This window comes from Novipirellula aureliae, assembly GCF_007860185.1.
In the GTDB taxonomy this organism is placed as follows: Bacteria; Planctomycetota; Planctomycetia; order Pirellulales; family Pirellulaceae; genus Novipirellula_A; species Novipirellula_A aureliae.
In genome coordinates, this window is record NZ_SJPY01000001.1 from 713,499 (window position 1) to 738,052 (window position 24,554).

19 protein-coding genes are annotated in these 24,554 nt (G+C 53.9%); 13 read left to right on the forward strand and 6 right to left on the reverse strand.

Going from position 1 to position 24,554, the window contains the following annotated elements:
- Positions 1-80 precede the first annotated feature (80 nt).
- Both Q31b_RS02715 and Q31b_RS02720 read left to right on the forward strand, forming a co-directional pair.
- Entirely contained in the window at positions 81-1,049 is a 969-nt protein-coding gene (locus Q31b_RS02715) for an AAA family ATPase (protein WP_146598105.1), read from the forward strand.
- Positions 1,046-2,338, forward strand: a complete 1,293-nt coding sequence (locus Q31b_RS02720) for a DUF58 domain-containing protein (protein WP_146598106.1) — start codon at positions 1,046-1,048, stop codon at positions 2,336-2,338. The genes Q31b_RS02715 and Q31b_RS02720 overlap by 4 nt, the downstream gene beginning before the upstream one ends.
- Before the next feature lie 26 nt (positions 2,339-2,364).
- Here Q31b_RS02720 and Q31b_RS02725 read toward each other — a convergent pair whose 3' ends face one another.
- A complete protein-coding gene (locus Q31b_RS02725; protein ID WP_146598107.1) occupies positions 2,365-3,192 on the reverse strand; it encodes a metallophosphoesterase family protein in 828 nt (275 codons plus the stop codon).
- A gap of 68 nt (positions 3,193-3,260) precedes the next feature.
- Positions 3,261-4,442 carry a methionine adenosyltransferase gene (gene metK, locus Q31b_RS02730; RefSeq protein ID WP_146598108.1) on the reverse strand — a complete coding sequence of 394 codons (1,182 nt, stop codon included), beginning with the start codon at positions 4,440-4,442 and terminating at the stop codon, positions 3,261-3,263.
- A 213-nt stretch (positions 4,443-4,655) separates the two neighbouring features.
- On the opposite strand from metK, the gene Q31b_RS02735 reads away from it, so the two are divergent.
- Together Q31b_RS02735 and Q31b_RS02740 are read left to right on the forward strand one after the other, a co-directional pair.
- Positions 4,656-5,723 (forward strand): vWA domain-containing protein, encoded by a 1,068-nt coding sequence (locus Q31b_RS02735; RefSeq protein ID WP_231617254.1) that lies wholly within the window; start codon positions 4,656-4,658, stop codon positions 5,721-5,723.
- Positions 5,720-6,631 (forward strand): hypothetical protein, encoded by a 912-nt coding sequence (locus Q31b_RS02740; RefSeq protein ID WP_146598109.1) that lies wholly within the window; start codon positions 5,720-5,722, stop codon positions 6,629-6,631. Before Q31b_RS02735 ends, Q31b_RS02740 begins: the two co-directional genes overlap by 4 nt.
- A gap of 138 nt (positions 6,632-6,769) precedes the next feature.
- On the opposite strand, the gene Q31b_RS02745 is transcribed toward Q31b_RS02740, so the two are convergent.
- Both Q31b_RS02745 and Q31b_RS02750 read right to left on the reverse strand, forming a co-directional pair.
- On the reverse strand, positions 6,770-7,609 hold the full coding sequence (locus tag Q31b_RS02745) for a hypothetical protein (RefSeq protein WP_146598110.1): 840 nt from the start codon (positions 7,607-7,609) through the stop codon (positions 6,770-6,772).
- Positions 7,610-7,929: 320 nt separating this feature from the next.
- A complete protein-coding gene (locus Q31b_RS02750) occupies positions 7,930-8,247 on the reverse strand; it encodes a hypothetical protein (protein WP_146598111.1) in 318 nt (105 codons plus the stop codon).
- Between the two features lie 121 nt (positions 8,248-8,368).
- Between Q31b_RS02750 and Q31b_RS02755 the strand changes: the two genes are divergently transcribed.
- The 4 genes from Q31b_RS02755 to Q31b_RS02770 all read left to right on the forward strand — a co-directional run bounded on the left by Q31b_RS02755 (position 8,369) and on the right by Q31b_RS02770 (position 10,536).
- Positions 8,369-9,103, forward strand: coding sequence for a hypothetical protein (locus Q31b_RS02755; protein WP_146598112.1), 735 nt, complete (start codon positions 8,369-8,371; stop codon positions 9,101-9,103).
- Between the two features lie 64 nt (positions 9,104-9,167).
- Entirely contained in the window at positions 9,168-9,506 is a 339-nt protein-coding gene (locus tag Q31b_RS02760) for a hypothetical protein (RefSeq protein WP_146598113.1), read from the forward strand.
- A complete protein-coding gene (locus Q31b_RS02765; RefSeq protein ID WP_146598114.1) occupies positions 9,507-10,208 on the forward strand; it encodes a class I SAM-dependent methyltransferase in 702 nt (233 codons plus the stop codon). It begins immediately after the preceding gene.
- Between the two features lie 115 nt (positions 10,209-10,323).
- Positions 10,324-10,536: a hypothetical protein gene (locus tag Q31b_RS02770; RefSeq protein ID WP_146598115.1), complete on the forward strand. Its 213-nt coding sequence runs from the start codon at positions 10,324-10,326 to the stop codon at positions 10,534-10,536.
- Between the two features lie 11 nt (positions 10,537-10,547).
- Here the strand turns inward: Q31b_RS02770 and Q31b_RS02775 are convergent, their stop codons facing one another.
- Positions 10,548-13,226 carry a hypothetical protein gene (locus tag Q31b_RS02775; protein ID WP_197170788.1) on the reverse strand — a complete coding sequence of 893 codons (2,679 nt, stop codon included), beginning with the start codon at positions 13,224-13,226 and terminating at the stop codon, positions 10,548-10,550.
- A gap of 555 nt (positions 13,227-13,781) precedes the next feature.
- On the opposite strand from Q31b_RS02775, the gene argH reads away from it, so the two are divergent.
- The 5 genes from argH to Q31b_RS02800 all read left to right on the forward strand — a co-directional run bounded on the left by argH (position 13,782) and on the right by Q31b_RS02800 (position 19,969).
- The gene (argH, locus tag Q31b_RS02780; RefSeq protein ID WP_146598117.1) at positions 13,782-15,158 is read left to right on the forward strand and encodes an argininosuccinate lyase; all 1,377 of its coding nucleotides are present in this window, start codon (positions 13,782-13,784) and stop codon (positions 15,156-15,158) included.
- A 160-nt stretch (positions 15,159-15,318) separates the two neighbouring features.
- Positions 15,319-16,191 carry a sulfide/dihydroorotate dehydrogenase-like FAD/NAD-binding protein gene (locus Q31b_RS02785; protein ID WP_146598118.1) on the forward strand — a complete coding sequence of 291 codons (873 nt, stop codon included), beginning with the start codon at positions 15,319-15,321 and terminating at the stop codon, positions 16,189-16,191.
- Positions 16,192-16,273: 82 nt separating this feature from the next.
- Positions 16,274-17,674 carry an NADPH-dependent glutamate synthase gene (gltA, locus tag Q31b_RS02790; protein WP_197170791.1) on the forward strand — a complete coding sequence of 467 codons (1,401 nt, stop codon included), beginning with the start codon at positions 16,274-16,276 and terminating at the stop codon, positions 17,672-17,674.
- A 275-nt stretch (positions 17,675-17,949) separates the two neighbouring features.
- Positions 17,950-18,447, forward strand: a complete 498-nt coding sequence (locus Q31b_RS02795) for a universal stress protein (protein WP_197170793.1) — start codon at positions 17,950-17,952, stop codon at positions 18,445-18,447.
- Positions 18,448-18,667: 220 nt separating this feature from the next.
- On the forward strand, positions 18,668-19,969 hold the full coding sequence (locus Q31b_RS02800) for a serine hydrolase domain-containing protein (RefSeq protein WP_197170795.1): 1,302 nt from the start codon (positions 18,668-18,670) through the stop codon (positions 19,967-19,969).
- A 74-nt stretch (positions 19,970-20,043) separates the two neighbouring features.
- Here the strand turns inward: Q31b_RS02800 and Q31b_RS02805 are convergent, their stop codons facing one another.
- On the reverse strand, positions 20,044-24,465 hold the full coding sequence (locus Q31b_RS02805; RefSeq protein ID WP_231617255.1) for a VWA domain-containing protein: 4,422 nt from the start codon (positions 24,463-24,465) through the stop codon (positions 20,044-20,046).
- Between the last annotated feature and the right edge of the window lie 89 nt (positions 24,466-24,554).

The following is a 24,554-nucleotide window of genomic DNA, read 5'->3' on the forward strand; positions in this document are numbered from 1 at the left end:
TCGTTATACTTTGGCACTGTATCACTCGTTGTGCATTGGAGCCGAGTTGATCCATTCCCTTCCCGAAACTCGGACTTTTCATGTCAGCGCCCAATAAAATGCCAGTCGATTTGAAGCCGGAATCGTTGCTTCAGAAAATTGACCAAGTCCGAAAATCCTTGCAAAATGTGATTTTGGGCAAACGAGATGTCATCGATGCGGTACTGACATCGCTATTAGCCGAGGGGTCGGTGCTACTCGAAGACGTTCCTGGGGTCGGCAAGACGACCCTTGCAAAGTCGCTCGCTCGGCTAATCGGTTTGGAATTTCAGCGTATTCAGTGCACGCCAGATCTTTTACCCGCCGATATTTTGGGCAGCAACGTGTTTTTGCCGTCGTCGGGGACCTTCGAATTTCGGGCTGGCCCGATTTTTAGCAATCTGTTGATTGCTGACGAAATCAACCGCGCTTCCCCGCGGACGCAAAGTGCCCTTCTTGAAGCGATGGCGGAATCCCAGGTCACGATCGACGGGAAACGCTATACGCTGAAAAGTCCCTTTATCGTTATCGCAACCCAAAATCCGGCTGGCTTTGAAGGTACGTTCCTATTGCCTGAATCGCAGCTTGATCGGTTTTTGATGCGGTTGACAATGAACTATCCTGATGCCGATAGCGAGATTTCGCTGCTACTCGAACAAGCGGACCATGATCCGGCCGAGTCACTCGATCCGTTAATGAACCAATCGGAATTGGTTGCACTTCAAGCGTTCACACGAGGAACAAAGGTGGATCGAAAGGCAGCGGCATACATTGTCGACATTGTTTCGGCAACGCGTACCGATACTCGATTGCGGATTGGTGCAAGTCCTCGCGGATCGAAGATGCTGCTGCGTGCTGCTCAAGCGAGAGCGGTTCTGCTGGGCCGAGATTTCGTGTTGCCCGATGACATTCAATCGCTAGCATCGACCGTCATCGCCCATCGAGTGTCACCTCGAAATGCGATGCAGACATCTCAAGAGACGAGTCAAATGATTTCGGAAATTGTTCGAACGATCGAGGTGCCAGCGTGAGCGATGCGGTCGTCCCTCCGACGAGACGGTTTCAATTCAAATCCGTTTTAGATGGGGCTTCAACGCTGGGGTGGTTGTTGCTGCGTGTGTTTTTGCTACCACTGCGTGTGATGCTAGCGATTCGGCGGTCGGCAACCGCTTCGTCCGTATCGTTGTTGCTGGTCGGTATCGTGACTCTCAATATTTTATGGGGGTATCCATGGGTCGGGATTTTTTCGGCCTGCTTTTCGATGATGTTGATTGGTTTGGCGGTCAATTGGTTCATGATGCCGAAGTTAACGGTTGATTTTTCGCTTCCGCGTTCGGTGGAATCCGGGCACTCCTTTTCGCTATTGATGCATCTGAAGAATCGCCGCTCGCTGCCAGCTCTACAGCTAAGTGCCAGTTTTGACAAAAAAGAGTTGCGGTCCCTTTTTCGCGAGCGACGTTTGTTTGCCAAGGATGCTCCTCGGGAAAATCGGAGACGCCAGCGGTACGAGCTAAACTCCGACCCTGTTTCCATACCGGTAATCGGTCCTGGTGAGCGAGCGTCGGTCGAAGCTTCTCTTCGTTTTTTGGATCGAGGTATCCACCCGTTGCCGCGAGTTTGCATTCGTTCTCATTTTCCGTTCTGCTTGTTCGAATCGACGACGCTTCATCCAAGTCAAGCGACGATTGCCGTGACACCTCGATTGATCGATGAAAGTAATGACACGGTTGCCGCCGGCCATTTGTCCGACCTTTCTCTCTGGGTGCGGCGATGTAATGCATTCGAAGCGTATGATTATGTTGGCAGTCGTGAGTATCAGACGGGGATGCCCGTTCGACGATGGGACTTTTCTTCGTGGGCACGGCTAGGCCGCCCAATTATTCGCGAATTCCAATCACCTGGATCTCGCACTGCGGTAATCGTCGTCGATACCGCTGCCAATCAACCGTCCAGCCCGTCGAAGGTGGTGCTGTTCGATGAAGGGGTTGAGCGGGTTCTTTCGCTGGCTGCTACCGCCATCACTCAATTAAACCGTCAGCGGGTGGAGGCGCAATTGATCACGACGGATGAGGCCAACGAAGAATGGGACTCGGCCGTTGGGGGAGTGCGACATTCGAGTGAGATCGAAGCGATGTTGATCCAGTTAGCCCAAGCGCAGGTGACGCTCGAGAAACAGGCAGATGAACGGCTTCGTGAGATTGCCGAGCAGTTTCCGAATCTCCCCTACCTATTAATCACCAGTCGGCAAACAATCGCAGTGGAGTGCCGTACGCCGCAATGTCAAGTGATCAGAGTAGACATGGGGTCCGATTTTGTTTAGATCGCGACGGTGATCGAGAGCTCCTTTTATCGCAGCGAGCGAACTTTGAGCTCTGCGGTATCGACTTCGATAACGGCTTCCATTTGCGGTTTGCCGTAGATCGATCCGCCAGTGTGAACCGTCAAGTTATCGCTGATGTTGGCGATGCCGTGATGATGAGTATGCCCACACAGCACTGTCCATTTGCAATCGGGCCGCGTGGGGCAAAATTCGCGAAGCATTTTCCCGATGCTGCCGCAGACAAAAAAGGGTGCCCAAAATTCATCGGTCGTTCGTCCCTCGTACCAACAAGCTTCCGAAAAGGGGGGGATATGGGTAGCGATCAGAACTTGCTGTGCGTCCACGGGGATCGCTTCGAGTTTAATGCGTAGCCGTTCGGCGGACTCCTCGCCTTCGCGTTGCAATCGTGATTTCCAGTCTGCCGGATCGGTTAGCCGAAAATCATTGATGTTCTCAAAATCGCGAAGCTTGATTGGCGACTGCTCATAGTTACCAACCGTTGCATCACCCCATCCATCGTCGCCGACGATGTAGACATTTCCTTTCAACTTGATTGGCCCGCAATCGGTCAGGTAGAACAGACGCTCTTTTTGCCGGCATAGCGAAATGAGTTGTTGGCGAGTTTCCGCGATCGAGCGTCGATAGAAGTCGTGGTTGCCGAGCACGAAGTAGATAGGCAACTCAAACGAGTTGGCCAAGCGAAGGAGTTGTAATCCAACGTCATCCCCTTCGGACAAGTCGCCTGTGATTAGAATGGCGTCGCCGCGGACTGCGGCGTTTGATTCGAACCACGATTGCCAAGCGTCGACGTCGGCATGATCAAAATGGGGATCCGTCGTCCACGCGATTCGCATTAAGAGATTCCTAGTGCATCGTCTAACTCGTCCGCTACGGTCTACTTGAAGGCTAAGCGGACAAAGCGCTAGGCGGTTGCTGCGGCACTCGCCGCTTCGGCCAAGGCTTCTGCTTTGTCGGTCTTTTCCCATGTGAACGCGTCGCCTTCGCGACCAAAGTGTCCGCCAGCACTGGTTTGACGGAAAATGGGGCGACGAAGCTGCAAATGCTCGATGATACCCGATGGGGTCAACGGGAAATGTTCTCGGACCAATTCGCAGAGTTTCGAGTCCGCAATTTTGCCCGTGCCTTCGGTATCGACATGCACGCTAACCGGTTCGGTCACGCCGATTGCATACGCCAATTGGACTTCGCAGCGTTCCGCCAATCCCGATGCAACAATGTTTTTGGCAACATAGCGGGCCATGTAAGCGGCACTGCGATCGACCTTGGTCGAATCCTTGCCACTGAAAGCGCCGCCACCGTGACGTCCCCATCCACCGTAGGTATCGACAATGATCTTGCGGCCCGTCAAGCCACAATCGCCGTGCGGTCCGCCGACCACGAAGCGGCCTGTGGGGTTGATGTGATACTTGATGTCGCCTTTATCGAGTTCCGCTGGGATCGATGGTTTGATAACCTTTTCGATGATGAATTTGCGAATCTCTTCGTTGGTGACATCCTCGTTGTGCTGAGCACTGACGACGACGGTGTCGATCCGAACGGGAGTCGAACCTTCGTATTCGACGGTGACTTGCGACTTGTTGTCGGGACGCAGCCAATCCACTTCCTTCTTGAAGCGAGCTTCGGTAATTCGATTGATGATTCGGTGTGACAGAGCGATCGGAAGTGGCATCCGTTCGGGCGTGTCTTTGCAGGCATAACCAAACATCAAACCTTGGTCGCCCGCACCGACTTCCTTACCGCTGGAGTCGTCGGAGTTGACACCTTGTGCGATGTCGGGGCTTTGCGTGTCGAGCGAAACCATGACCGCACACGTTTTTCCACAGATTCCGAACTCGTCATCGGTATAGCCAACTTCGTTGATCACTTCGCGGATCACATCGGCGTACTGGACGACGGCTTTGGTGGAGATTTCGCCTGCGACGACAACCATTCCAGTCGTGACCATCGTTTCACAGGCGACGCGGCTAAGCGGATCTTGCTTGAGAAGTGCATCTAGAATCCCATCCGAGATCCGATCGGCCAACTTATCAGGGTGGCCCATACTAACGGATTCACTAGTAAAAAGATAATTCGCGTCGCTCACGTGGTTCTCTCCGCAGGGTAAACTGTTCACAATCCAATGGAACGTTCCTGCGAATCGCAGAATCCAACGTTCATTGGTCTAGGAGTGTTTTGTATCAACCCAATAAAGTAGTTGTCTTCCGCTGTCCTGAAAACCACCAATAGGACTGGGAAACGTTTTTCCGGTCAAAAATTGATTTTATTACACTTTTTTACGTTCCACGTATTGCTCGGCATGTCTGTTTCACCGAATCGCTCGACGGTTGCTACTGGATTGACGGTTTCCGCAATCATCCCGCCTGAAGGGGGCGACATTGATTTGGGAAGGCGTCCGCTGCCCGCGCTCTTGATGTCGCTCATTTTTCATGTTGTGCTTCTAACCATTCTGGGGATTCTTTGGTCAAAAAGCTCCTCGGGAACGGGTGACGAAGTCAACCGCTCGGTCGGGATTGCAATGGTCCATCGGTTGCCGGACCGGGACCGCTACGTCGACGCCGCCGATTTGACCGAGTCGCAACACGCCAACGACGCTTCCGCCGCTGTGTCCTCCGATTCGGCGGCGACCAGTGCCGCGGCGGCGGCACCCGCAAACTTGGCACCGCCAATCGATTTGACAGGTATTCTTAGCGAGATCCATTCGACACCGACCCCCATTTCTGCGGCCGGATTGGCTGGGGAATCCAAGCTGGATGGCGATTCGTTTGCAGCAAGGCCCGCATCGGGCACCGACGGGGATCCTAACCGCACCACGACGTCCGTATTTGGTGTATCCGGCAGCGGTTCGCGTTTCGTTTATGTCTTCGATCGCTCCGATAGTATGAATGCCAACGGAGCGCTACCGCTAAGGGCTGCGAAAAAGGAACTGATGATCAGTTTGAAAACGTTAAGTGAACGCCAGCAGTTCCAGCTCATCTTTTACAACCAAATGCCGAAGCCGTTTCAAATCTCCGGCATGCCGCAAGGATTGATGCTTGGTGAAGAAGCCATTCTCGAGCGAGCCGCTCGCTATGTCGATTCGATTACGGCCTATGGCGGTACGGAACACTTCAGCGCGATCAGTATGGCGTTGCGACTTGGCCCCGACGTGATCTTCTTTTTGACCGATGCTCGAATCCCTCGGCTATCGACTTCACAGCTCGCTGAAATTCGCCGCCGCGCCGAACGTAGCGGCACGACGATTCACGCGATTGAATTTGGGTCCGAACCTGTAGCACCGAGCGACAGTTTTCTGCGAGACTTGGCATCACAGAATAGCGGGCTTTATAACTATGTCGATATTCGATCTCTGAAATTGTCACCATGATAGCTGCTCGTAACAACTTTATTTCTGTCCTTGCCTTTCTGTTTGGGATATCTGTTTGTGTTAGCGCGAAGGCACAAGACAAGGTGTGGCTAGAGCCGAAACCGTCTTCTGGCCAACCAAGCGGTTGGTATCCGCAAACCATTGAAATACTGGCGGGAGACGTCATCGAGTTTGATGCAAGTCGGTTCACCATTCGCACGGCGGCTGATCAACAAGAAAGATCTTTTGCCGCCAATCGGGTTCTGTGGATTGAACCAGAAAAACTTGGTGAGAAGCAAACATTGGGCACCGAGCTGTTCGAACAGCGGAAGTTCAATGAATCACTTTTTGCGTTGCTGGACGCGTTGAAGGAGCGGCCACCGATTTGGCGGCAGCAGTGGTTGTCGATGATGGCGGCACAGGCTGCGTGGCGAAGTGGCCGTAGTAAGATCGCGTTAGAACTCGTCAGCCAACTCGACCGACGACCTCTTCCCCCGCTGAGCACCGCGTGGCTTCCTATCGCTTGGCAAAGCGGGCGAGTCGAACGCGAAGCATTCGATGCAGCCACCGAGCGAATCGATGACCCATCATCGGCCGTCCGCTTGGTAGCCAGTAGTTGGCTATTGTCATCGAGTGATCGTGCGCAAGCGACGAAAACGCTTTCGGCACTCCGTCGTGACGCCCAGCGACCCGAGATCGCTAAGTTGGCCGAGTTCGTTTTACTTAGGACCCTCTCACCGCAGGTGTTTTCGATGCAAGTGGAGCGTTGGCAAGAGCGGCTCGATTCAACACCGATGGTTTTACAAGTCGGCCCGACATTGACGATGATCGAACGGCTAAAAGGTGCAGGCAGCTCGAATGTCGCCATCGCAAAGCGGCTAGAGTTGTCGCTCCGTCTAACGCCTCCGCATCCCCATCCCGACCTTTGAACTTCGCTGCAATGTCGCTCAGGTCTCCGAGCTGACAGCAGAGTGACAATCGCTGCGAAATACCCCCCAAGGCGGTGGCGCCCATCGCATCCCCTTGCACGGCAGCAGCCTCGTAACGAGTTGATGCGTGAACTAGCGTCACTTCACGATGTTCTGCCAACCAAAGCGGAGATCGTCACGATGTTTGTCGATCGCCTTGTTTAGCTTCGTTACGATGTTGTCGTTTTGCTTTTCGACAAAACGCTCGACGATCACTTCCTGCATCACTTCACCCCATGCCTCAGCCATATCACCACCCACATGGCTGACCCTGTCCACCTCGAAGCTAACCAGTTTAAGTTTGGCGTTTTCAATGTTTGGATCAACCACCAGAACGGGAGGGATTTGCAGATAGTCGACATGGAATCCAATCGTTGACACCAAGTTCAATCGCACTCGCATTTTTCCGCTTACGGTAACGCTATACAGTTTCACCCCATAATTCCAACGCTGCACGCGAGCGGTGAAGTGCATCGGCGTCTCGGTGGTCGCATCGATTCGCCAACGCGTGTCTTTGGTTTGGGCGTCTTCCGTGCGGGTGACGCGGTGGACCGTCGTAAAAAGCGACTTGGGGGACGAGCCTTTCGGAAGCACGATCTCGTATTGAATCCAACGTCCATGATCGAGTTCTCGATAGCGACGATGCGTCTTTAGTTTGAATCCGTCAAGGCGTGTTTTCACGCCAGCCCAGACGCGCCGCGTATCGCCCCAATCCTTGTCCCCTTTGAAGACAGATGGGATGTACTTCATCGCAGTGGTTGCAAGCCATTGAACCGATTCACGAGCTTGCTGTTCGCTGATCTCATGCCCGCTGATCGCGATCGGTTCGTCGCTTTCAACAGGCTCGGATGCACGGGCGGATGTGCATGTCAAACCGATGAGTAACGATAGCAAAAGTAACGCTGCGCGGTGTGGAAGTAGACATCGTTGGTAAGGCAAGCCAATCGTCCTGTCGCTGGTGAAGTTGCGCTATTTGAAAGTCGCGAAGCGATGATAGGCAATCGCCCCAGACGATCGTCCAAGGTCTACGTCGGACTCTACGGATTTGCGCCGGTTCGATGCAAGAGCGGTCCCGTCATGTCGACTCGTCGTGTAGACGAAATGAACGATGGAAACCATTCGGCACTACGGCGAATGATCCAGGCTTGCGTTGCGACGACGCCATCTATTGCTTTCCGTGGGAGCCTCGTTCAGCGATTGTTTTGCAAATTCACGATGGGGACTGTTGTCATAAAATCGGTTCGATGCGGGAGATGAGCTTAGTATCCGCGATAATATGTGTACGGTAAAACCACTTGAGTCCGCGGAGCTGCCATATTTGAAGGTCTTGAATACGCTTGACCTTGATAGCTTTGACGTTGATAGTAGCGACGGCGTACAGCATTCCCATAAAAGTGGAATGGGCGGTACGGCCGGAGCTCGATCGGCGTCGATTGAATTTGCTGACGATAGGATCCTGTTGCGACGATCACCGGCGACCAACCGGGCTCAGCAGCAATCGCCTCGTTGTTAGATTGTGTCGCGGACGCAAATAGTAGCGTGACAATCATCGCAGCCAAGAAGTTACGTTTGTGCATTCTTCCAGTCCTTATAAAACACCAGGCTTTCCCAAACTATGGATCCATACAATTATCGAAAAGCCGAGCCAATGCAAGTTCCCCGATCGAAATTTCATAGGATTTCAGCAAGGGGGGGGCGATGAATCGTCTTAAATCCACCCTAAGGACGGGAGTGATTGACAACAACCCGCCCAAGTCATCGAATTCGATGAAAAAGAAATCGTCGATCGGCGCGATTTTGCTGGCGTTGTTGTTGGGAATCTATTCCTTCGCACAACCGGTCTTGAACCAGCATTTCGGTTGGGACCTGCCTGCGTTCAACGCCGGCAATTCTGCTCAAAACGCCGAAGCGTCAAAAGCAAGTGACGAGTCAAGCGATCGAACTTCGCGGCCTCCCACGGGTTCAGCGACGAAGTTGCCTGTACCATCAGAATCGGAAGCGGTCCCCGTAGCGTCAGCGGATGATCGTGTCGATGGTCCTGAGTTGCTTTACAAGATTTTGCATGAAGTGTCCCCGCAGCGCTACCTGTCGCCCGCGGGGCTTCTGTACACGCCTGGTAGTGAGGAAGGGCATCGACTCGAGCATCTTCGACGGCACACCGCCGACATCCCCTCGCGGTCTGGCAGTCATGGTGTTTTCGATGGTGGAATGGAAGGGGCGCTCGAAACGATCGACAAGGCTTATGAGCGAGCCAAACGGGAGCAGCGAACAACGAAAACGGTGGATGATAATCGAACCATCTATACCGTCGATATGGGTGGACGGATCGGTTTTGTCGGCGGCCAGAACGGAAAGCGAAAAGGCAACCCGATGGCACGTCGTGTCCGTCTTGTCCTAGAAGGCAATCGATTCATCACCGCGTTTCCTCTGTAGGTGAGTCCGATGCGAAGGTTATTTTTCTTGACGCCTAACACCATTCTTCCCCGAGTAAGCCAGCATGACACCGAAACATTCCATCGACTATTGTCCCATTTGTGGTGGCGGACTGTGCGGCGTTCGCATTTGTGGTCTTGATGAAACGACGCCTCATCCACACGGGTTGATCGTTTGCGACGAATGCGAAGCGATTTGGCTTGAGCCCGATATCTCGTCACCGTATCAATACCCAGACGCTGATGATTCCCGTTGTCCCATTTGCAGTCAACCACTTTGGGGGAATCAAAGCCACTGGGCCAACGAAAAAGAAGTGGAGCAGCTCGGATGGAAAGGGTACATCAATCCAACGTTGGATCCGATTGACGACGACGAAATGCCCGTCGATGGCGGCACCGTGTAAATGTCCCGACGCAAACGCAGCCGGTCGAGTGCGAACCGGCCATCTCCCAATCGACTCGAGCGGGTCATGATACCGTCATCGGTTGACCGCTATCCTATTCCGAGTGAAATTCGGTTGTGGATCATCGATTCGCGTCAGCGTATCGAAGTGTTTCACGACCGCTGGGACCGACCGCAAATCGAACAATTCGTCGCGGCGGATTACGAGTTGGTCTATCAATCGATCGCTTGGATGCTTGATACCCAACCTCTTATAGGCAGCCGCTTTTTGGAATGGGGGTGCGGTTTTGCGGTTGTCAGCGCCTTGGCTTCGACCTTTCACTTGGATGTGATTGGCATCGAAGCAGAAACCGAATTGCTGGAGCGAGCGAAGCAGATCGTCGCCGATTGGAAGGTCACGGTTGAATTGGTCACCGGCAATTTTTTGCCGCCTGGCAGCGAATCGTTGGCGGACGATCCGACGCTACCGAGTCTCGGGCACCAAGTCGCATCGGCGTACGATTCGATTGGTTTAGAACTCGACGATTTCGCTGTCGTCTACTCGTACCCATGGCCTGGCGAGGATGATTTTCACGAGCGAGTGTTTGCAAACTACGCAGCACCGGGAGCGATGTTGATGCAGTTCTGCGGTCCCAACGACGTCCGGCTGTGGCGGAAAGTTGGCGTTCAATGCTGTTCCGCAGGGAGGACAGAGCGACAATGACTTTGGGCATGTAACTTGCACTGGGATTGGAGATCGGTGGTGGTTTCGCGCGAGATGAAATGTCTGGCGTCTCCTCTCTCTCTTACTTCAGTGACAAGGTGACAAGGTGACAACGATGAATAAGACGCAAGAGCAAGCAGAGCAGCCTAGCGAAGATCAGGGAGTTGTTGCCGAAATCAAGCAATCGATGACGGTCGACAAGGAAGTCCCGATCGATAAAAAAGTACCCGGAGCGACATTTTCTCTCGTCGCTCTTTCTTATCTGGTCATTTTGATCATCGTCGCTTTCGTTCTCGCCGCGGTATTTTGGTCGTTTAGCGGTTCGTGATTCTTCGCTCACTACCTCGCCATATCGATCATTGCATCGACGACCACGCGGTCTTCGTACTGGGTCAGCGTCGCTTGGCCGCCACGGAACCATTGCAGCAGCGGTGGTGTATAACTTTGCGGCGGATCGAACGGCGTACGGTGGTTTTGCCATGCGGTGCTTAACCAGCGATTTGCTGCGGAGTCAAAATGGTACTCGCCGCCAAGCGTGCACTGTAGGCCGGCCGCGAAAATTCGATTGGCGTCCGCCAACGCATTCGCCGGATCCACTTTCAATTGTCGTGACATCATATCCAAAAAGGTTGCTCCGGCATGACTTGTTGTCGCCGATCGTTTAAACAGTTGTTGCGTTACCCATGTTTCCAATCGACTGCCGCGGAGGTTGCCGACTCGAGCTCTTAACTGGGCCATGTCATTGACCTCGACGGAAGTCAGAAAAGGTAAGCTGGCCGTCAGTATGTCGGGATAAAAGGACAGCACACTGAAACCGCCTCCCGTATAGCGGTACAATCCACCGATCAGTTTTGTCATTCCGGGAGCGACCGGTGTTCCACGTCCAAGTCCTAGTGGCAGTCGGTCCAACACGCCAGGAAGTGGCCACGCCCCGAGGTAGCCGGGTAATTGGCGAAGCGCACGATAGGAGTTGAGCAGTCCATCAAAATCATCAGGATTGGGAGGCACCGAATCTTTAATCGCAGCGAACAAATGCGTCGGGGGGCCTAGGTAATCGGAAGCAACGTGAGCTTGAACGGCTACGATATCATCGGGGGCAAACCGCATTGCCACACGAGTCGGTGGACCGAGTTGCTTGGCCCATTTTCCATATTGATCGGGCGACCACGGTGCGACCTCGGCATGAATCGACAATTGTTCAACCGAGGTGGGATTGCCATCCGCATCAAGGACCGGTTTGCGATGAATCCCAGCCATAATCGGATCGATTCTTGCAAAACGACTGGAGTAGGCCTCGGCGATTTGGGCATACCAAGCCGCTTCCTCCACCGAGACTTGCTTGAGCGGTGTGTCGGCAATCGGCAAAAAAGTGCCACGTGCTCCACGTCGTGTATCGATCAGATCCTCTCCCACCGAAACGACACCGCTACCGTCCATTCGCTCGTTGAAATTTGCCGGCAAGTAGCCCGTGCGAATGAGCTCGTCGATCGATCCGGTTGGAAACCCCTCTGCCGCCGATGCCAAGCGTGCGAGTTGCACGAGCGTGATATCGGATTTGGAGTCGAGGCGGCGGCGAAGTTCAATCATATAATCAGGCGATACCAAACCCTTTAACATTAACGGCGACAAGTAGACGAACACCGAATCGTTACGCTCAATCGGCATCAAGCGGCGGGCCAATTGGAACTCGGGGGTCTTCGCCAACGATTGACCACTGTCGGCCACTTCAAGAAAACGGCTGGCGATCGTTTCGCTATTGGTCACCAAAAAGGAGTCTCCTTTTTCGACCATGAAGGAACGAATGCGGTTATCCGCGGTTCGCAGGAAGGAAACCGTTTGACCGTTGATCGTTGTGTCGCTTAGCTCGACCGCATCATCGCTACTTGCCGTTGCCGTGCGGTCGTTTTGTAGCGAGCGGCGGAACAGAAATGCATTGTTGACCTTAAACAAAACGCCGATCGACGCTCCGTCGCTTAGAAATAGATCGCGTCCGATGATCGCTTGATCTTGGATGATCGATGGACCGAGCATCCGCGACATTTGCGTCATTTGCAAATTCAATTGCGATTGAATGGTTTGGGTTGATTGCCCACGAAACCCTCGTAGTGAAATCATGCGCGAGATCTCGCCACCATAATCGTTCGACAAGTCGGTGAACCAGAGATAATTCTCGAACGACCCGTAGCGGAGATAGAAGCATTCCGGAGGTACACTTTCGGCAATCGGTTCCACGTTGGCGGTTGGCATGCGAGTATCGAGACCAACCACGTTCGGGTTTACGTCGGCGAATGAGGGTGCCCAACGTGGGCCGGGCGGTACGGTGACCGTCTCCGGAATCCCTTGTCCATTTGCCGATGCATTCGTCATGCCCCCGGTGGCAGCGCGTCGGAATATCACCTCGCTCTCATCTTCCGCACCTCCGATTAGCTTTAGTGTTGACAGTAGTTCGTCTTCGTCATTTGGCCGCGTCTGGAACCAATCGGGCAGAGGTAGACGCATTCGTCCTGACAACATCGCGACCAGATAGGTCTCGACCCATGGGGGGTAGTCGCCTGAGTCGATTTGGGTTTTGACTCCCGTCGTGTAGTCGCTCCACCAGCCCCGCAGTAGGGTCGCATAGATGGGAGGATTCGATTCGGGGACAAGTTCGTATTGCCCGATCTCGCCATTCTCGTCGTAAACGCTAACAATGATCGGTTCATCATTGGGAAACAAAAAAGAAACTCGCCGAGCGATTGTTTGCTCGGTGGCCCGATCCTCGTTGGTGAGTTCCCGGATTAGACTGCCGAGCCGTCCAAGCAATCGTCCACGCCCCGGTTCGGGTACGGGACGTTCCGACGGACGCACGATCGGGGCCGTCACTTCACCTGAAACGGGATACAGAACACGTCCGCCCGCATCGGTCACTCTCAATCGGGGGGCTGATCCAACGGGCGCAGCGGACGCAAGTGGGACCTCGATGGTTGCGACACCGAGTGGTTTGCCGATTTGCGCCGACACCATTGCCTCGACTGCCATTGCCGAGGCTGGGGGGATGGCGATGGCCGCCAGTAGCGCGAGGCACCAAAGAACGGGGCACCAAAGAACGGGGCACCTGGGAACGGGGCACCTGGGAATGGGGAGGTTCATGAGGCTGTCGTGGTGGCATTTATCGAGAAAAATGATTTTTTTCATAGCAAAGTGGTTTGTGGTTTCGGTTCAACGGTGGGCTGCTGGCGAAAGTCTAGCAAAGTGATTGTTGTACCTTTGCCGGAGCATCCGGGGGAGCTCTGATTGGCGTCCTTAAGGTGATTGCGAGGGAGGGGCTCGCACGGCACCTACACGAAGTTCAGCATGGGCGTCCCCCTTCCGAAGGGCGGCTTTCGGTCGCGTTGGACCTCGCCAAACTTCGTTCATTGGATGTCTAAGTCGTTTGCCAAGTTGCACTTAAAAGTTGCACGGCCGCTGCGATTGGGGACGGCGTTGTTGAATTGGTTGTCTGCGGGGGTCGCCAGCGAGCGTCCAACAAGGATAATGGTGGCTACCTAAAGCATACATTAATTCCTCCCAACAACATTTAGGATAGCCAAAAGCGTGGATAGTCCATCACGAAGCGGCGTTTTTCAGGCTCAAACCGACAAGCGACTTGAGGCATTTGCCGAGAGCATCAGCTTTGATCGAAGGCTCTATCGTCAAGACATTCGCGGTTCGATCGCGCACGCAGAGATGTTGACCGCCCGTGGAATGCTCTCTGGCGAAGAATTTGCCTTGATCGAAGCCACTTTGAAAGAAATCGAAGCGGAACTCGATGCGGAGACATTTCCGATCTCCTTCGAACTCGAAGACATCCATATGCACGTCGAGCAAGCCTTGATTGACCGGATCGGCGACACGGGGCGGAAACTACATACCGCACGCAGCCGCAATGACCAAGTCAGTACCGACGTTCGCTTGTGGGTTCGCGAATCGCTCGAAGAGGTCGACGCAAAACTTCTCGATCTACAGCGTGCTTTTTTGTCGCGTTGTGACCAAGACTTTGATGTTGTTTTGCCAGCCTACACGCACTTGCAGAGGGCTCAACCGGTGCTCGCTCCGCATTATTGGTTGGCCTACATCGAAAAATTCCAGCGAGATCGAACGCGTGTCGCCGATTGTCGGAAACGATTGAACGAATGTCCGCTTGGCGTTGCGGCAGTCGCCGGAACGACGTTGCCGATCGACCGTCAACAAACGAGCCAATCGCTGGGATTCGATCGACCGACGGCCAACAGTTTAGACACCAGCAGCGATCGCGATTTTATGCTTGAAAGCGCCTTCGTCTTGTCCGTGATCGCTTCCCATTTGAGCGGTTGGGCCGAGGAGTGGATCCTATGGAGCACCGTCGAGTTTGACTTCATTAAAATGCCACAAGCCTTTTGTACCGGCAGCAGCATCATGCCTCAAAAGGTGAATCCGGATACCTTGGAATTGACACGCGGTAAAGCGGCACGCGTGATGGGTAATCTGCAAACGCTAATGCTATTGGTGAAAAACTTGCCACTGGCTTATAACCGCGATCTGCAAGAAGACAAACCGCCTTTATTCGATTCGTTTGACACGGTGATCGCATCGCTATCGCTTGCCGCACCGATTGTCGAAGGATCGATGTTGCGGCGAGAATCGATCGAGAGCCGACTTGAAAAAGGCTATCTCGATGCGACGACTTTGATGGAATGGATGATTCGCAAAGGCATGCCGCAAAGACGGGCACATCATTTGGTTGGCGCGATTGTTGGTGAAGCCATGGGGCGCGACGTACCCCTTAGCGACCTAACGCTCGACGTGATGCAGTCCCATGCAGCGGAGATTGATGAGTCGGTCTACAAGGTGCTTGGCAGTCAAAATGCGGTCGCCGCGTTCGTTAGTTACGGCTCGGCAGGACCCGACCAAGTTCGCAGCCAGATCGATCGTTGGAAAAAACGGTTGCAGTAAATTCGTTTCTGGTTCCCCGGCTCCCGCCTGGGCACTGGATGATTGCAGGCTCCCGCCTGCTTCGTCCGACGTTCGCGAGGCGGGTGCCTCGGTTGCAGTGCGCCCCAGGCACAAGCCTGAGGACAAGTGTTTCGCCCTTTTGTCGTAGTAGAGTGATTGAATGTTCCCGATAGTCGAAGCCAGACCTTTGGCCCGCGATGTCAAGTTGTTTCGAATTCATGCACCGCGAGTGGCTAAAAAACGGCAAGCGGGCCAATTCGTGATCCTTCGTATTGCCGAACATGGTGAACGAATTCCACTTACGATCGCTGACTCGGACGACGAAGGAAATATTACGATTATCGTCCAAGGCGTTGGGAAAACAACCAAGTGGCTCAATACGCTTGAGACCGGTGATTCCATTCTTGACGTCGTCGGACCGCTCGGCGAAGAATCGGAAATCGATACCTTCGGAACCGTCGTTATCATCGGTGGCGGAGTCGGCACAGCGATTGCCTACCCGACGGCCGTTGCGATGAAAAAGGCGGGGAATCATGTGATTAGCATCGTCGGTTCTCGAAACAGAGAACTGTTGATTCTAGAGGATGAAATGCGAGCAACAAGCGACGAACTTTGCATCATGACGGACGACGGCAGCCATGGCGAAAAAGGTTTCGTCACTGAAAAACTACAACAGGTGATCGACCGCGGAGCCCCCATCGCTCGTGTCTTGGCGATTGGCCCGGTGCCGATGATGCGAGCGGTTGCCGAAAGGACCCGGCCGCATGCGATTAAAACCATCGTTAGTTTGAATCCGATTATGGTCGACGGGACTGGGATGTGCGGTGGTTGCCGAGTTCTGGTGGGGGGGAAGAGTAGGTTTGCTTGTGTTGATGGGCCCGAATTCGATGCTCACCAAGTCGATTTCGAAGTATTGATCCAACGAAACCGTTTATACAAACAACAAGAAACGGAATCGCTCGCCCGCTTCGAGAAAGAACAGTGCGAAGCCGCAAAGCAAAAATCATCGTGTCGTTTGGAGCAATCCACTTAATCAGGCGGTCTGTTTTCCGTTCACCCCAATAAAAACCTAACTCAACATCATCATGGCAAAACCGCTCCCTCCAAAAGAACGAATGAAGATTCCTCGTCAAGCAATGCCAGAACAGGAGGCGGCCGTACGGGCTCGCAACTTTGGTGAGGTTAACCTTGGGCTTGAAGTTGTTGCTGCGGAAACCGAAGCACAACGATGCCTCAGTTGTGCCGATCCTAAATGCGTCGGCGGCTGTCCGGTTGGGGTGAAAATCAAGGATTTTGTCGAGCTGGTTCTGGCCGGCGACTACTTGAAAGCGGCCGCAAAGATTCGCGAAGATAACGTCTTACCCGCGGTGACCGGACGGGTATGTCCACAAGAGAATCAATGCGAAGGGGCTTGCATCATGGGCAAGCGGTTTAGCTCGTTGGCCATCGGCAACCTGGAACGATTCGTCGCCGATTATGAACGCCAATCAGGACAAATCGGGCTACCAGAGCGAGCACCATCGACGGGCAAGAAAGTCGCCATTGTCGGCTCGGGACCGGCGGGACTCAGTTGTGCTGGTGATCTGGCATTGCAAGGTCACCAGGTCACTGTTTTTGAAGCGCTTCATGAAATCGGTGGCGTGTTGCTCTATGGAATTCCTGAATTTCGATTGCCGAAAGACATCGTTCGCGGCGAGATCGAAAACATGAAAAAGATGGGCATCGATTTTCAAACCAATGTCGTCGTCGGCAAATCGATGACGATCGATGAACTGTTTGACGAAGAGGCCTTTGATGCGGTCTTTATCGCAACCGGTGCAGGCTTGCCCCAGTTCTTGGATATCCCAGGCGAGCATTTTGGGGGAGTCTACTCAGCCAACGAGTTTTTGACTCGCGTCAACCTGATGAAAGCCTATGACTCAGAGCATTATGATCAGCCGGTTTATGATTGCCGGGATCGAAATGTGGCTGTCGTCGGGGGGGGCAATACGGCAATGGACTCGGTTCGTTCGGCGATGCGATTGGGAGCAAAAAATGCCTACATCATCTACCGCCGTAGTGAAGAGGAAATGCCGGCACGGAAAGAGGAAGTGCATCATGCGAAAGACGAAGGCGTCGAGTTTATGAATCTGCACAATCCCATCGAATTTATCGGTGATGAGCGAGGCGTTCTGACGGGAGTCAAACTCATCAAGATGGAGTTGGGTGAGCCAGATGACTCGGGTCGCCGTCGTCCGAAACCGATCGAAGGTAGCGAATTTGAAATGCCGCTCGATGTTGCCATCATCGCGGTCGGTACCGGTGCCAACCCGTTGGTCCAATCGACGACGCCCGATATGGCAACAAACAAATGGGGCTACATTGTCGCCGACGAAAAATCACTGCGAACGAACAAACGCGGCGTTTTCGCTGGCGGTGACATCGTCAGCGGAGCCGCCACCGTCATTCTGGCTATGGGAGCAGGCCGAACGGCAGCTCGGTCCATCAACGACTTCCTGCGAACGGGCGAGTGGTAGGCGGGATTGCCATTTTCAATAAGCCCTCGGTTCGATTGGGATTGCTCGTAGGATTCTCGTCCGTCAAGCCGCCGATGACCCAATCGTGTGATGTGTGCGGATACGCACGAAAAGTCTCTTCTGCGCGCTGATTCGCTCGGCCTGTGCTTTGGGATGCGAGGCAAGCGTGCGAAGTCGGTATTGGCATGCCGAATGCTACCGTTCTTAAAGGAAATAAACGCATGCTTCGCAACGAGTTGTGCTTAGAAACGGTCTCTTTAGGGAAAAAAGAAATCATGTCGACACCCTCTGTGCTATGTGCCACCGACTTCAGCCCGGCTAGTGACGAAGCGGTACGGGTCGCGGTCGAGGAATCCAATCGCCGAGGTGCGATCATGGATTTGGTTCATGTTTGGTATCCGGTTGACCCCGTCGCATCCGACTTCACTTCATTTGGTGTACCGGCTTGCAGTATCACGACGCCGCTGGAACTGCGGAAACTTCTGGAGGAAATCGAGATTCCCTTACCTCCCGATCGAGTCCGTCGGCATTTGGAGGTCGGCATCGCTAGTGAAATACTGGTGAGCAAGGCGCGGGAACTTGGCAGTGAAGTAATGGTGGTTGGAACGCATGCCCATGGGCCTTTGATGCGTTGGTTCATCGGCAGTGTCGTTAGCGAGGTGCTCCGCCATTCACCCTGTCCCGTGTTGGTTTGCCGAACACCGCCCAAGGATATCGAGTCAGGCAACCGGAAAGCCTACGAAAAAACGGTGCCGTCGGAAGCTTCCTATTGAGGTAACGGAAGTTGTCCATGGACCGTTTACGATTGTGGTTTGTCGTTGTTGGAGAGGCTAGAATCAGGGCATGAGAATCAGGGCATGATGCGGCATGAGGGCATTATCGAGAAGAATCCGTCGGTTTGCATTCGTCTTTTTTGCAGTTGCTTTACCAACGGCGGTCTTCGTACGATTCGAACGAGTTCGAGTGGCTCACCGTATGCACGTTGGCAATTAAATGGCAATTTATTCAATTTTTCCCAAAAACGATGATATGCATCTAGCGGTAACAGGCGACCAGTCCGTTGACATTCGTTCTGGAAAACGAGACGTTTTGGTCGATGGTCATGTCGAAAAGGGCTTTGAGTACGTCCGCGAACAGTTTGAACGAAACTTTCGTGAGCGTGGCGAGCAGGGGGCGGCGTGCGCGATTTATCACCAGGGAGAACGGGTCGTTGATCTGTGGGGAGGCACCCAGTGCGAGGACTCTCAAGTTGCGTGGTCGCCCGAAACCCTGACGCTCTGTTTTTCGGTGACCAAGGGCATGGCTGCTGCTGCGCTGGCGGTTGCCCACAGCCAATCTCTGTTCGAATTGGACCAGACCGTTGCGACGTATTGGCCTGAGTTTGCCAAGCAGGGCAAGGAACAGATTACGGTTCGTCAATTGCTTTCCCACCAAGCCGGTTTGGTGACGACCGGGCGACCGCTCGAAGCAGATCAGTTGGCTGACCAGGATGGGCTCGCGGAAATTTTGCAAAACCAACGGCCGCTTTGGGAACCGGGCAGCCGACATGGCTACCACACACTCACATTAGGCTGGTATCAGAGCGAACTGCTCCGTCGAATTGACCCATTGGGCCGAAGTATTGGAGTGTTTTTCCAGCAGGAAATCGCGGAACGATTGGGAATCGAATTTTATATCGGATTGCCGCGGCATATTTCCCTCGGCCGGCTGAGTACGATCCAGGGGTTTCACCGCTACGAGATGCTTGGTCATTTGCACGAGTTGCCGCCGATGATGGTGTTGTCAGGCATTTTGCCGAATTCACTCGTTTCGAAATCAATTCGCACGTTGAAGATCAACAATCCTGCTGAAATCGGTAGCGAGAAGTATCGTCACCTAGAGATTCCCTCGGCCAACGGTTTCGGTCAAGCGATCGCCGTCGCGAAGGTTTACGAAGTACTCGCCCGTGGCGGTAAAGAACTAGGGCTTCGCTCCGAGACCTATCGCGAACTCATCGCTCCGCCAACCACTCCGCGCGATGGCAATTATGATGCCATCCTCAAGATGGACACGAGCTACCAGTTTGGGTTTTCTCGACCTAGTCGAGGCATGCCGTTCGGAAGTGATTCCACAGCATTTGGTTGCCCCGGCGCAGGCGGCTCGTTTGGGATGGCGGATCCGTCACATCGAGCCGGCTTTGCTTACATCACCAACAAAATGGGCTTCCGTTTGTCGGATGATCCTCGCGAAAAAGCGGTTCGCGATGCCTTTTATGAGTGCATCGGAGCAAACGCTCAGCAACGGCAGATCGCATAAGGCGACTTCGCCGCAGGTTTCTGTATCACCCGAGACGAAGTTGAACATTTCCTCTTGGCTATGTTATTCCTCTGCTAAAAACTGGTTCCTGTTTCACCCGAGACGAAGTTAAACGTCGTGACGTCTCCGATTTGAGTGAAGGCCGGAGTCGGAGTGATTCGGACATATCGGCGGTCTGCCGAGATGATCGCGATCCCGCTGACCGCAGCTCCTTCCGACAACGTGGTGATTTCGGGTTTGAAACCAACGGCACCGCCACGGCGAAAACCGAGAGGACCAACCCCAGGCGATATGATTCCACCTGAGCTATCGCCCGTCAACGCTTGAATGTCGCGGTACAAATCTCGCAAAACTTGTCCTTGGTCGACGGGAGTAGGAAGCCCACCCACTTGAGCAAGCAAACCTTGGTTCATGTTTCGTTGTGCACCACGCAGTGATTCGAGTTGAGCCGCAGCGATCTCCTCTTTACGCTGGCCCTCTTTGACCTCGAACAGAACCAAGGCATCTTTCTCGGTCACCGGAATCTCTTCACGAATGTAGCGTTGGCTTTCGCGACCGGCATCGGTTACGATTTCCACGGTCGCATGGCCCGTCGAGACCGACCCCCAAACTCGCCGAATCAATAGACGGTACTTACCGGTGAAACCTTTTGGACAGATATAGGTTTCCGACACGGTTCCAAATTCGTCTTCGCCGTGACCTGGGAATGAGTCGCCGAGTAGTGTTCCACCGCCTGGGCTACTGAAGGAATCGATCGAACAAACGGTGCCTGATGGTTCTTCCACTGCCAAATCCAAATCGGCTTCACCCGTCCAAGAGACGCGGACGATCACGTCATGCGATGCGGCAAGCCGCAAAGCATCGCTGAACTTTTTGGCCTCTTCGGTCTTCTTTGCGGCCACCAAGTCGCTATGCGTTGCGCGAGCGACCAGTCGAGCTTCTTCAACGATTGGCTGAAATTTCTCGGGCCAAGCTTGGCTCAACACTCCGCTACAAGCCCACGCTAAGCCATCGGTGTCCTTTAGTTCTTGAGCAATACGAAGTCCCATCACGTAGGGTTCGCGTCGATAGGGGTCGATTAACGACACCTTCTTACACAATTCGAGAGCCGCGGATGGCGACCCGACTTCTTCCAATCGTGCGGCAACATGTAACAGGTCTTCGGGGGTTTCTGCAAAGTCGACAGCGGACAATAGCGTACGCTCGATTTGCTCGCTCGGTGCCCCGGTCGCCTGCAACGTAATCGCATAAGCTTGATACATCCAAGGACGTGCGTGACCGGCACGCAGCGCCGCTGCGATCAAATCTCGTGACTGAGAGAATGAAGCAATCGCCTTCTCGGTATCGCCGGCTTCTTGGGCTTGAGAGGCATGAATGGAATGTTGACGAAGGGTTGTACGAATACGGGCATCGAGGACCGATAGGTCTTCCGCATTGTCGATATTGATTTCGGCAAAGAAACGATCCCAGGCCGCTTCAAGTGATTCCCCGTCCTCGACTTCGACCGTTATCGGCTTGATGTCGAATTGCGAGATCGACTTACGCGGTCGTGGTGCATCGGATGCGGAATCGGCATTTGCATTGGCAGCGTCCGAATCCGTCGCTTGGGTTTTATTTTGCAGCGAAACCTCATCGGGAATGGCGAACATACCACCCCCCATGCCGCCCATACCGCCGCCCATCATGCCGCCGCCCATGCCGCCCATGCCGCCGCCCATCATGCCGCCGCCCATGCCGCCCATGCCGCCCATGCCACCCATGCCGCCCATGCCGCCCATGCCGCCGCCCATCATACCGCCGCCCATGCCGCCCATCTGCATGATGGGAATGACAAGGTCACCAACGGGATAGACCTTCACGACGGGGTCGTCTAATGCAGCTTCCTTGGTGGTGATTTGCATGACTTCCTCTTTGATGACGTAAGTCAATTCGTTTTCCTTCAGCATCAAACGCATGAAAGAACGAAGCGATACATTTTGCAGTGTCAGCGTCACCGGCATGTCAGGGGTCAAACCAAATTCTTCGAGAGCCCGACGATCGATAACGATCGGAATATCGTGGTCACGTCCGATTTTTTCAATCGCTTCTTCAAGTGGCGTTTCAATAAAGCTTTGTGTTGTTTCGTCACTCAACGAGTTTTGGATTCGACGAGCACTTTCGTTATCGTCGACCAATTCGACCGCGCCATATTTCTCGAGTCGACGTCGGCTAAGCCGTTGCCATACTTCGGCTTCCGGCCAAACGACCGGTGGTTCATCGACGAAGGGAACGTGTGCCTTGAGGACAAGAGACATCGCATCGATAAAGTTTCGTTCACGCATCTCGGTGTAACGACGATCGCGAGCATACGTTTGCAACCACAACGGGTAGTCGGTGAATTGTCGACCGGCGACCGAGTCGCGTGTGATGGTATCACCGGCGAGTCGAGCAAACGGAATACTGACTTCACCATCCGCTTCCTCGTAGCGTCCTTCGTCGATCAACGCATTCATCTGGCGAGATAGCGTTTTCATCGTGTCTTCACGCCGGAACGTTTCTTCGAGCAATCGAGACGTTGAGTTGGCCGCTGCGGCCTGTTGTTCCAAATTTCTTTGATCGTCGATGTACGCTGCTTCACGAGAGGATGCGATTTGGATCGCCGACCGCACCTCACCCATCAACTCTTGACGAAGGGCAGCGGACAAGTCTTCGTTCGCCTGCAACCAACCAAGCAAGCTCTTCAGTTGACTTGAGACATCCGTCGGATCTTGACGCAACATCCGACGTGCCGCTCGGAGTTGAGCGGTTACCTCGGCTCGAGCACGTCCCTCCGCAGCCGATTGCTGTGCAACGGTACGGTCGAGTAAATCGCCACCTGTTTCAAGTAGTTCATCATCGCCGACCGAAGGACCAAAGAAATTCTGGTTCGATGGTTGCAGGGGTTGCTGTGGTGCCGCTTGTGGTTGCTGTGGTGTTGCTTGTGGACGCGGTGGCAAACCCTGCTCGGGTTGCACATCCGTTGCTTGTGGTTGAGCTTGCGGTTGAGCTTGCGGTTGAGCTTGCGGTTGAGCTTGACGGGGGGCGGGCGGTGCATTCTCGTCAGCCGCAGGTTGGCCAAAACCCATCTCATCCGAATCGCCACCACCATCGCCGAACGGATCATTGACACCCGCAGTGTCATCGCTACCGAAGATATCCCCAAAGGGCGTATCGTCAGTGTTTTGAATGATCAATCGGTTTGCATCGTGAGTCGTTTCTTCGATGACCTGAGCTTCAGGGTTTTCGGGGTCAACTTCCAACGCCTTTTCGGCAATTACTTTTGCACCGCGAACGTTACCTTGCTGAAGTGCCATATTGCTCGCCCGAACCAACTCATCGGCTTGCGCCGCAAACAGACGAGCCGATTCACGAAGCAATGGCGATCCTGCGGTCGGCAATAACAAACCGCGATCATTCGTCGCTTGTTCAACCATCGCTGGCAAAAAGGCAAAATCAGGATGATTCGATTCGATCGTCGCAGTGGCCGTCATCTCGATCGATGCTGTCGTCGTTTCACCAACAAGTGTTAGTTGCCCCGAGGTGTTTGACAAATCGGCGGTCCGACCGAGCAAAATCGAGTCGCGGTCAAGCCGTAGTGGCGGCAGACGATCATGTTGTACGGTTTGCATCCCATCGAGCAACTTCATGCTCTCAAGCCAAATCGGTGAAACCGTAGCCGATTGGCCGACCGCACGAGCGATATCGACTGGATGAGCGCCTTCGCTATTCTCGGCAATGCCCAAAACACCACCGGTTTGGTTGGCTAAAATGGCTGGAAGTTCCACATGAGTGGTCGGGCCAATCACGATACTGTGAATGGAGATATGATCCGCTCGCAAGGCATCGACCAGAGCTTCAAAACGCTTGTGATCGGCGGAGGCCTCCAGGGAGGTTCCGTCGCCGATATAGATGACCGAACGCGTTCGATTGCCCGGTTCGGCAACCAAAGCGGTGCGAGCAGCATCGAGGGCGGAAACTAAGTTGGTATTTCCTAGCGGCAATCGTTTGCTAAGTTTTTCAACCGCGTCGCTGGTCAACGACGAAGCAGCCGAGCCGAATTCACCGCTCAAATCGGTCGGCTTGACGTCGACAGCGAACATGCGAACACGATCTCTTGTGTCAAGTTGTTCGACCACGGTTCGAACCGCAGCGACAGAATCGCGTCGGTATTCACCCATTTGGCTAGCGGACGTGTCGACGATTAGCACCACATCGGCGTCTGCTTGCCGAGTCGCTGAGAGCATTGAATCGCTAGCAGCAGGCAATATCGATGCGGCGAAAAATCCGTCACCCGACGGTGTTGCGTAGCTCACAATCCGCACCTGAGCGTCGTCGTCCGCTGCCGCAGCTGGTTTGCCAGCCAAGGCTGGCAAAATCGCGGCCGTTGCAAACGTCAAACTGCCAAAAAGCAGTCGATTCTTTAATAATCGTGTTCCAAGTCCCATCACATTTAGTCTCCGCGTTGACAAAAAACGCATTGCGTGTCTCATTTTGGTCGTTCTAGGCTTTATCCGAAAAAGGGTCTGACCCTTTTGAGGACATTCGTAATTCAATAGTATTCGGCTTG

Coding starts and splice junctions, on each gene's coding strand:
- Q31b_RS02715 (WP_146598105.1), top strand. CDS start 81: ATGTCAGCGCCCAATAAAATGCCAGTCGATTTGAAGCCGGAATCGTTG.
- Q31b_RS02725 (WP_146598107.1), bottom strand. CDS start 3,192: ATGCGAATCGCGTGGACGACGGATCCCCATTTTGATCATGCCGACGTC.
- Q31b_RS02735 (WP_231617254.1), top strand. CDS start 4,656: ATGTCTGTTTCACCGAATCGCTCGACGGTTGCTACTGGATTGACGGTT.
- Q31b_RS02740 (WP_146598109.1), top strand. CDS start 5,720: ATGATAGCTGCTCGTAACAACTTTATTTCTGTCCTTGCCTTTCTGTTT.
- Q31b_RS02750 (WP_146598111.1), bottom strand. CDS start 8,247: ATGCACAAACGTAACTTCTTGGCTGCGATGATTGTCACGCTACTATTT.
- Q31b_RS02755 (WP_146598112.1), top strand. CDS start 8,369: ATGAATCGTCTTAAATCCACCCTAAGGACGGGAGTGATTGACAACAAC.
- Q31b_RS02760 (WP_146598113.1), top strand. CDS start 9,168: ATGACACCGAAACATTCCATCGACTATTGTCCCATTTGTGGTGGCGGA.
- Q31b_RS02765 (WP_146598114.1), top strand. CDS start 9,507: ATGTCCCGACGCAAACGCAGCCGGTCGAGTGCGAACCGGCCATCTCCC.
- Q31b_RS02770 (WP_146598115.1), top strand. CDS start 10,324: ATGAATAAGACGCAAGAGCAAGCAGAGCAGCCTAGCGAAGATCAGGGA.
- Q31b_RS02775 (WP_197170788.1), bottom strand. CDS start 13,226: ATGGCAGTCGAGGCAATGGTGTCGGCGCAAATCGGCAAACCACTCGGT.
- Q31b_RS02785 (WP_146598118.1), top strand. CDS start 15,319: ATGTTCCCGATAGTCGAAGCCAGACCTTTGGCCCGCGATGTCAAGTTG.
- gltA (WP_197170791.1), top strand. CDS start 16,274: ATGAAGATTCCTCGTCAAGCAATGCCAGAACAGGAGGCGGCCGTACGG.
- Q31b_RS02795 (WP_197170793.1), top strand. CDS start 17,950: ATGTCGACACCCTCTGTGCTATGTGCCACCGACTTCAGCCCGGCTAGT.
- Q31b_RS02800 (WP_197170795.1), top strand. CDS start 18,668: ATGGCAATTTATTCAATTTTTCCCAAAAACGATGATATGCATCTAGCG.
- Q31b_RS02805 (WP_231617255.1), bottom strand. CDS start 24,465: ATGCGTTTTTTGTCAACGCGGAGACTAAATGTGATGGGACTTGGAACA.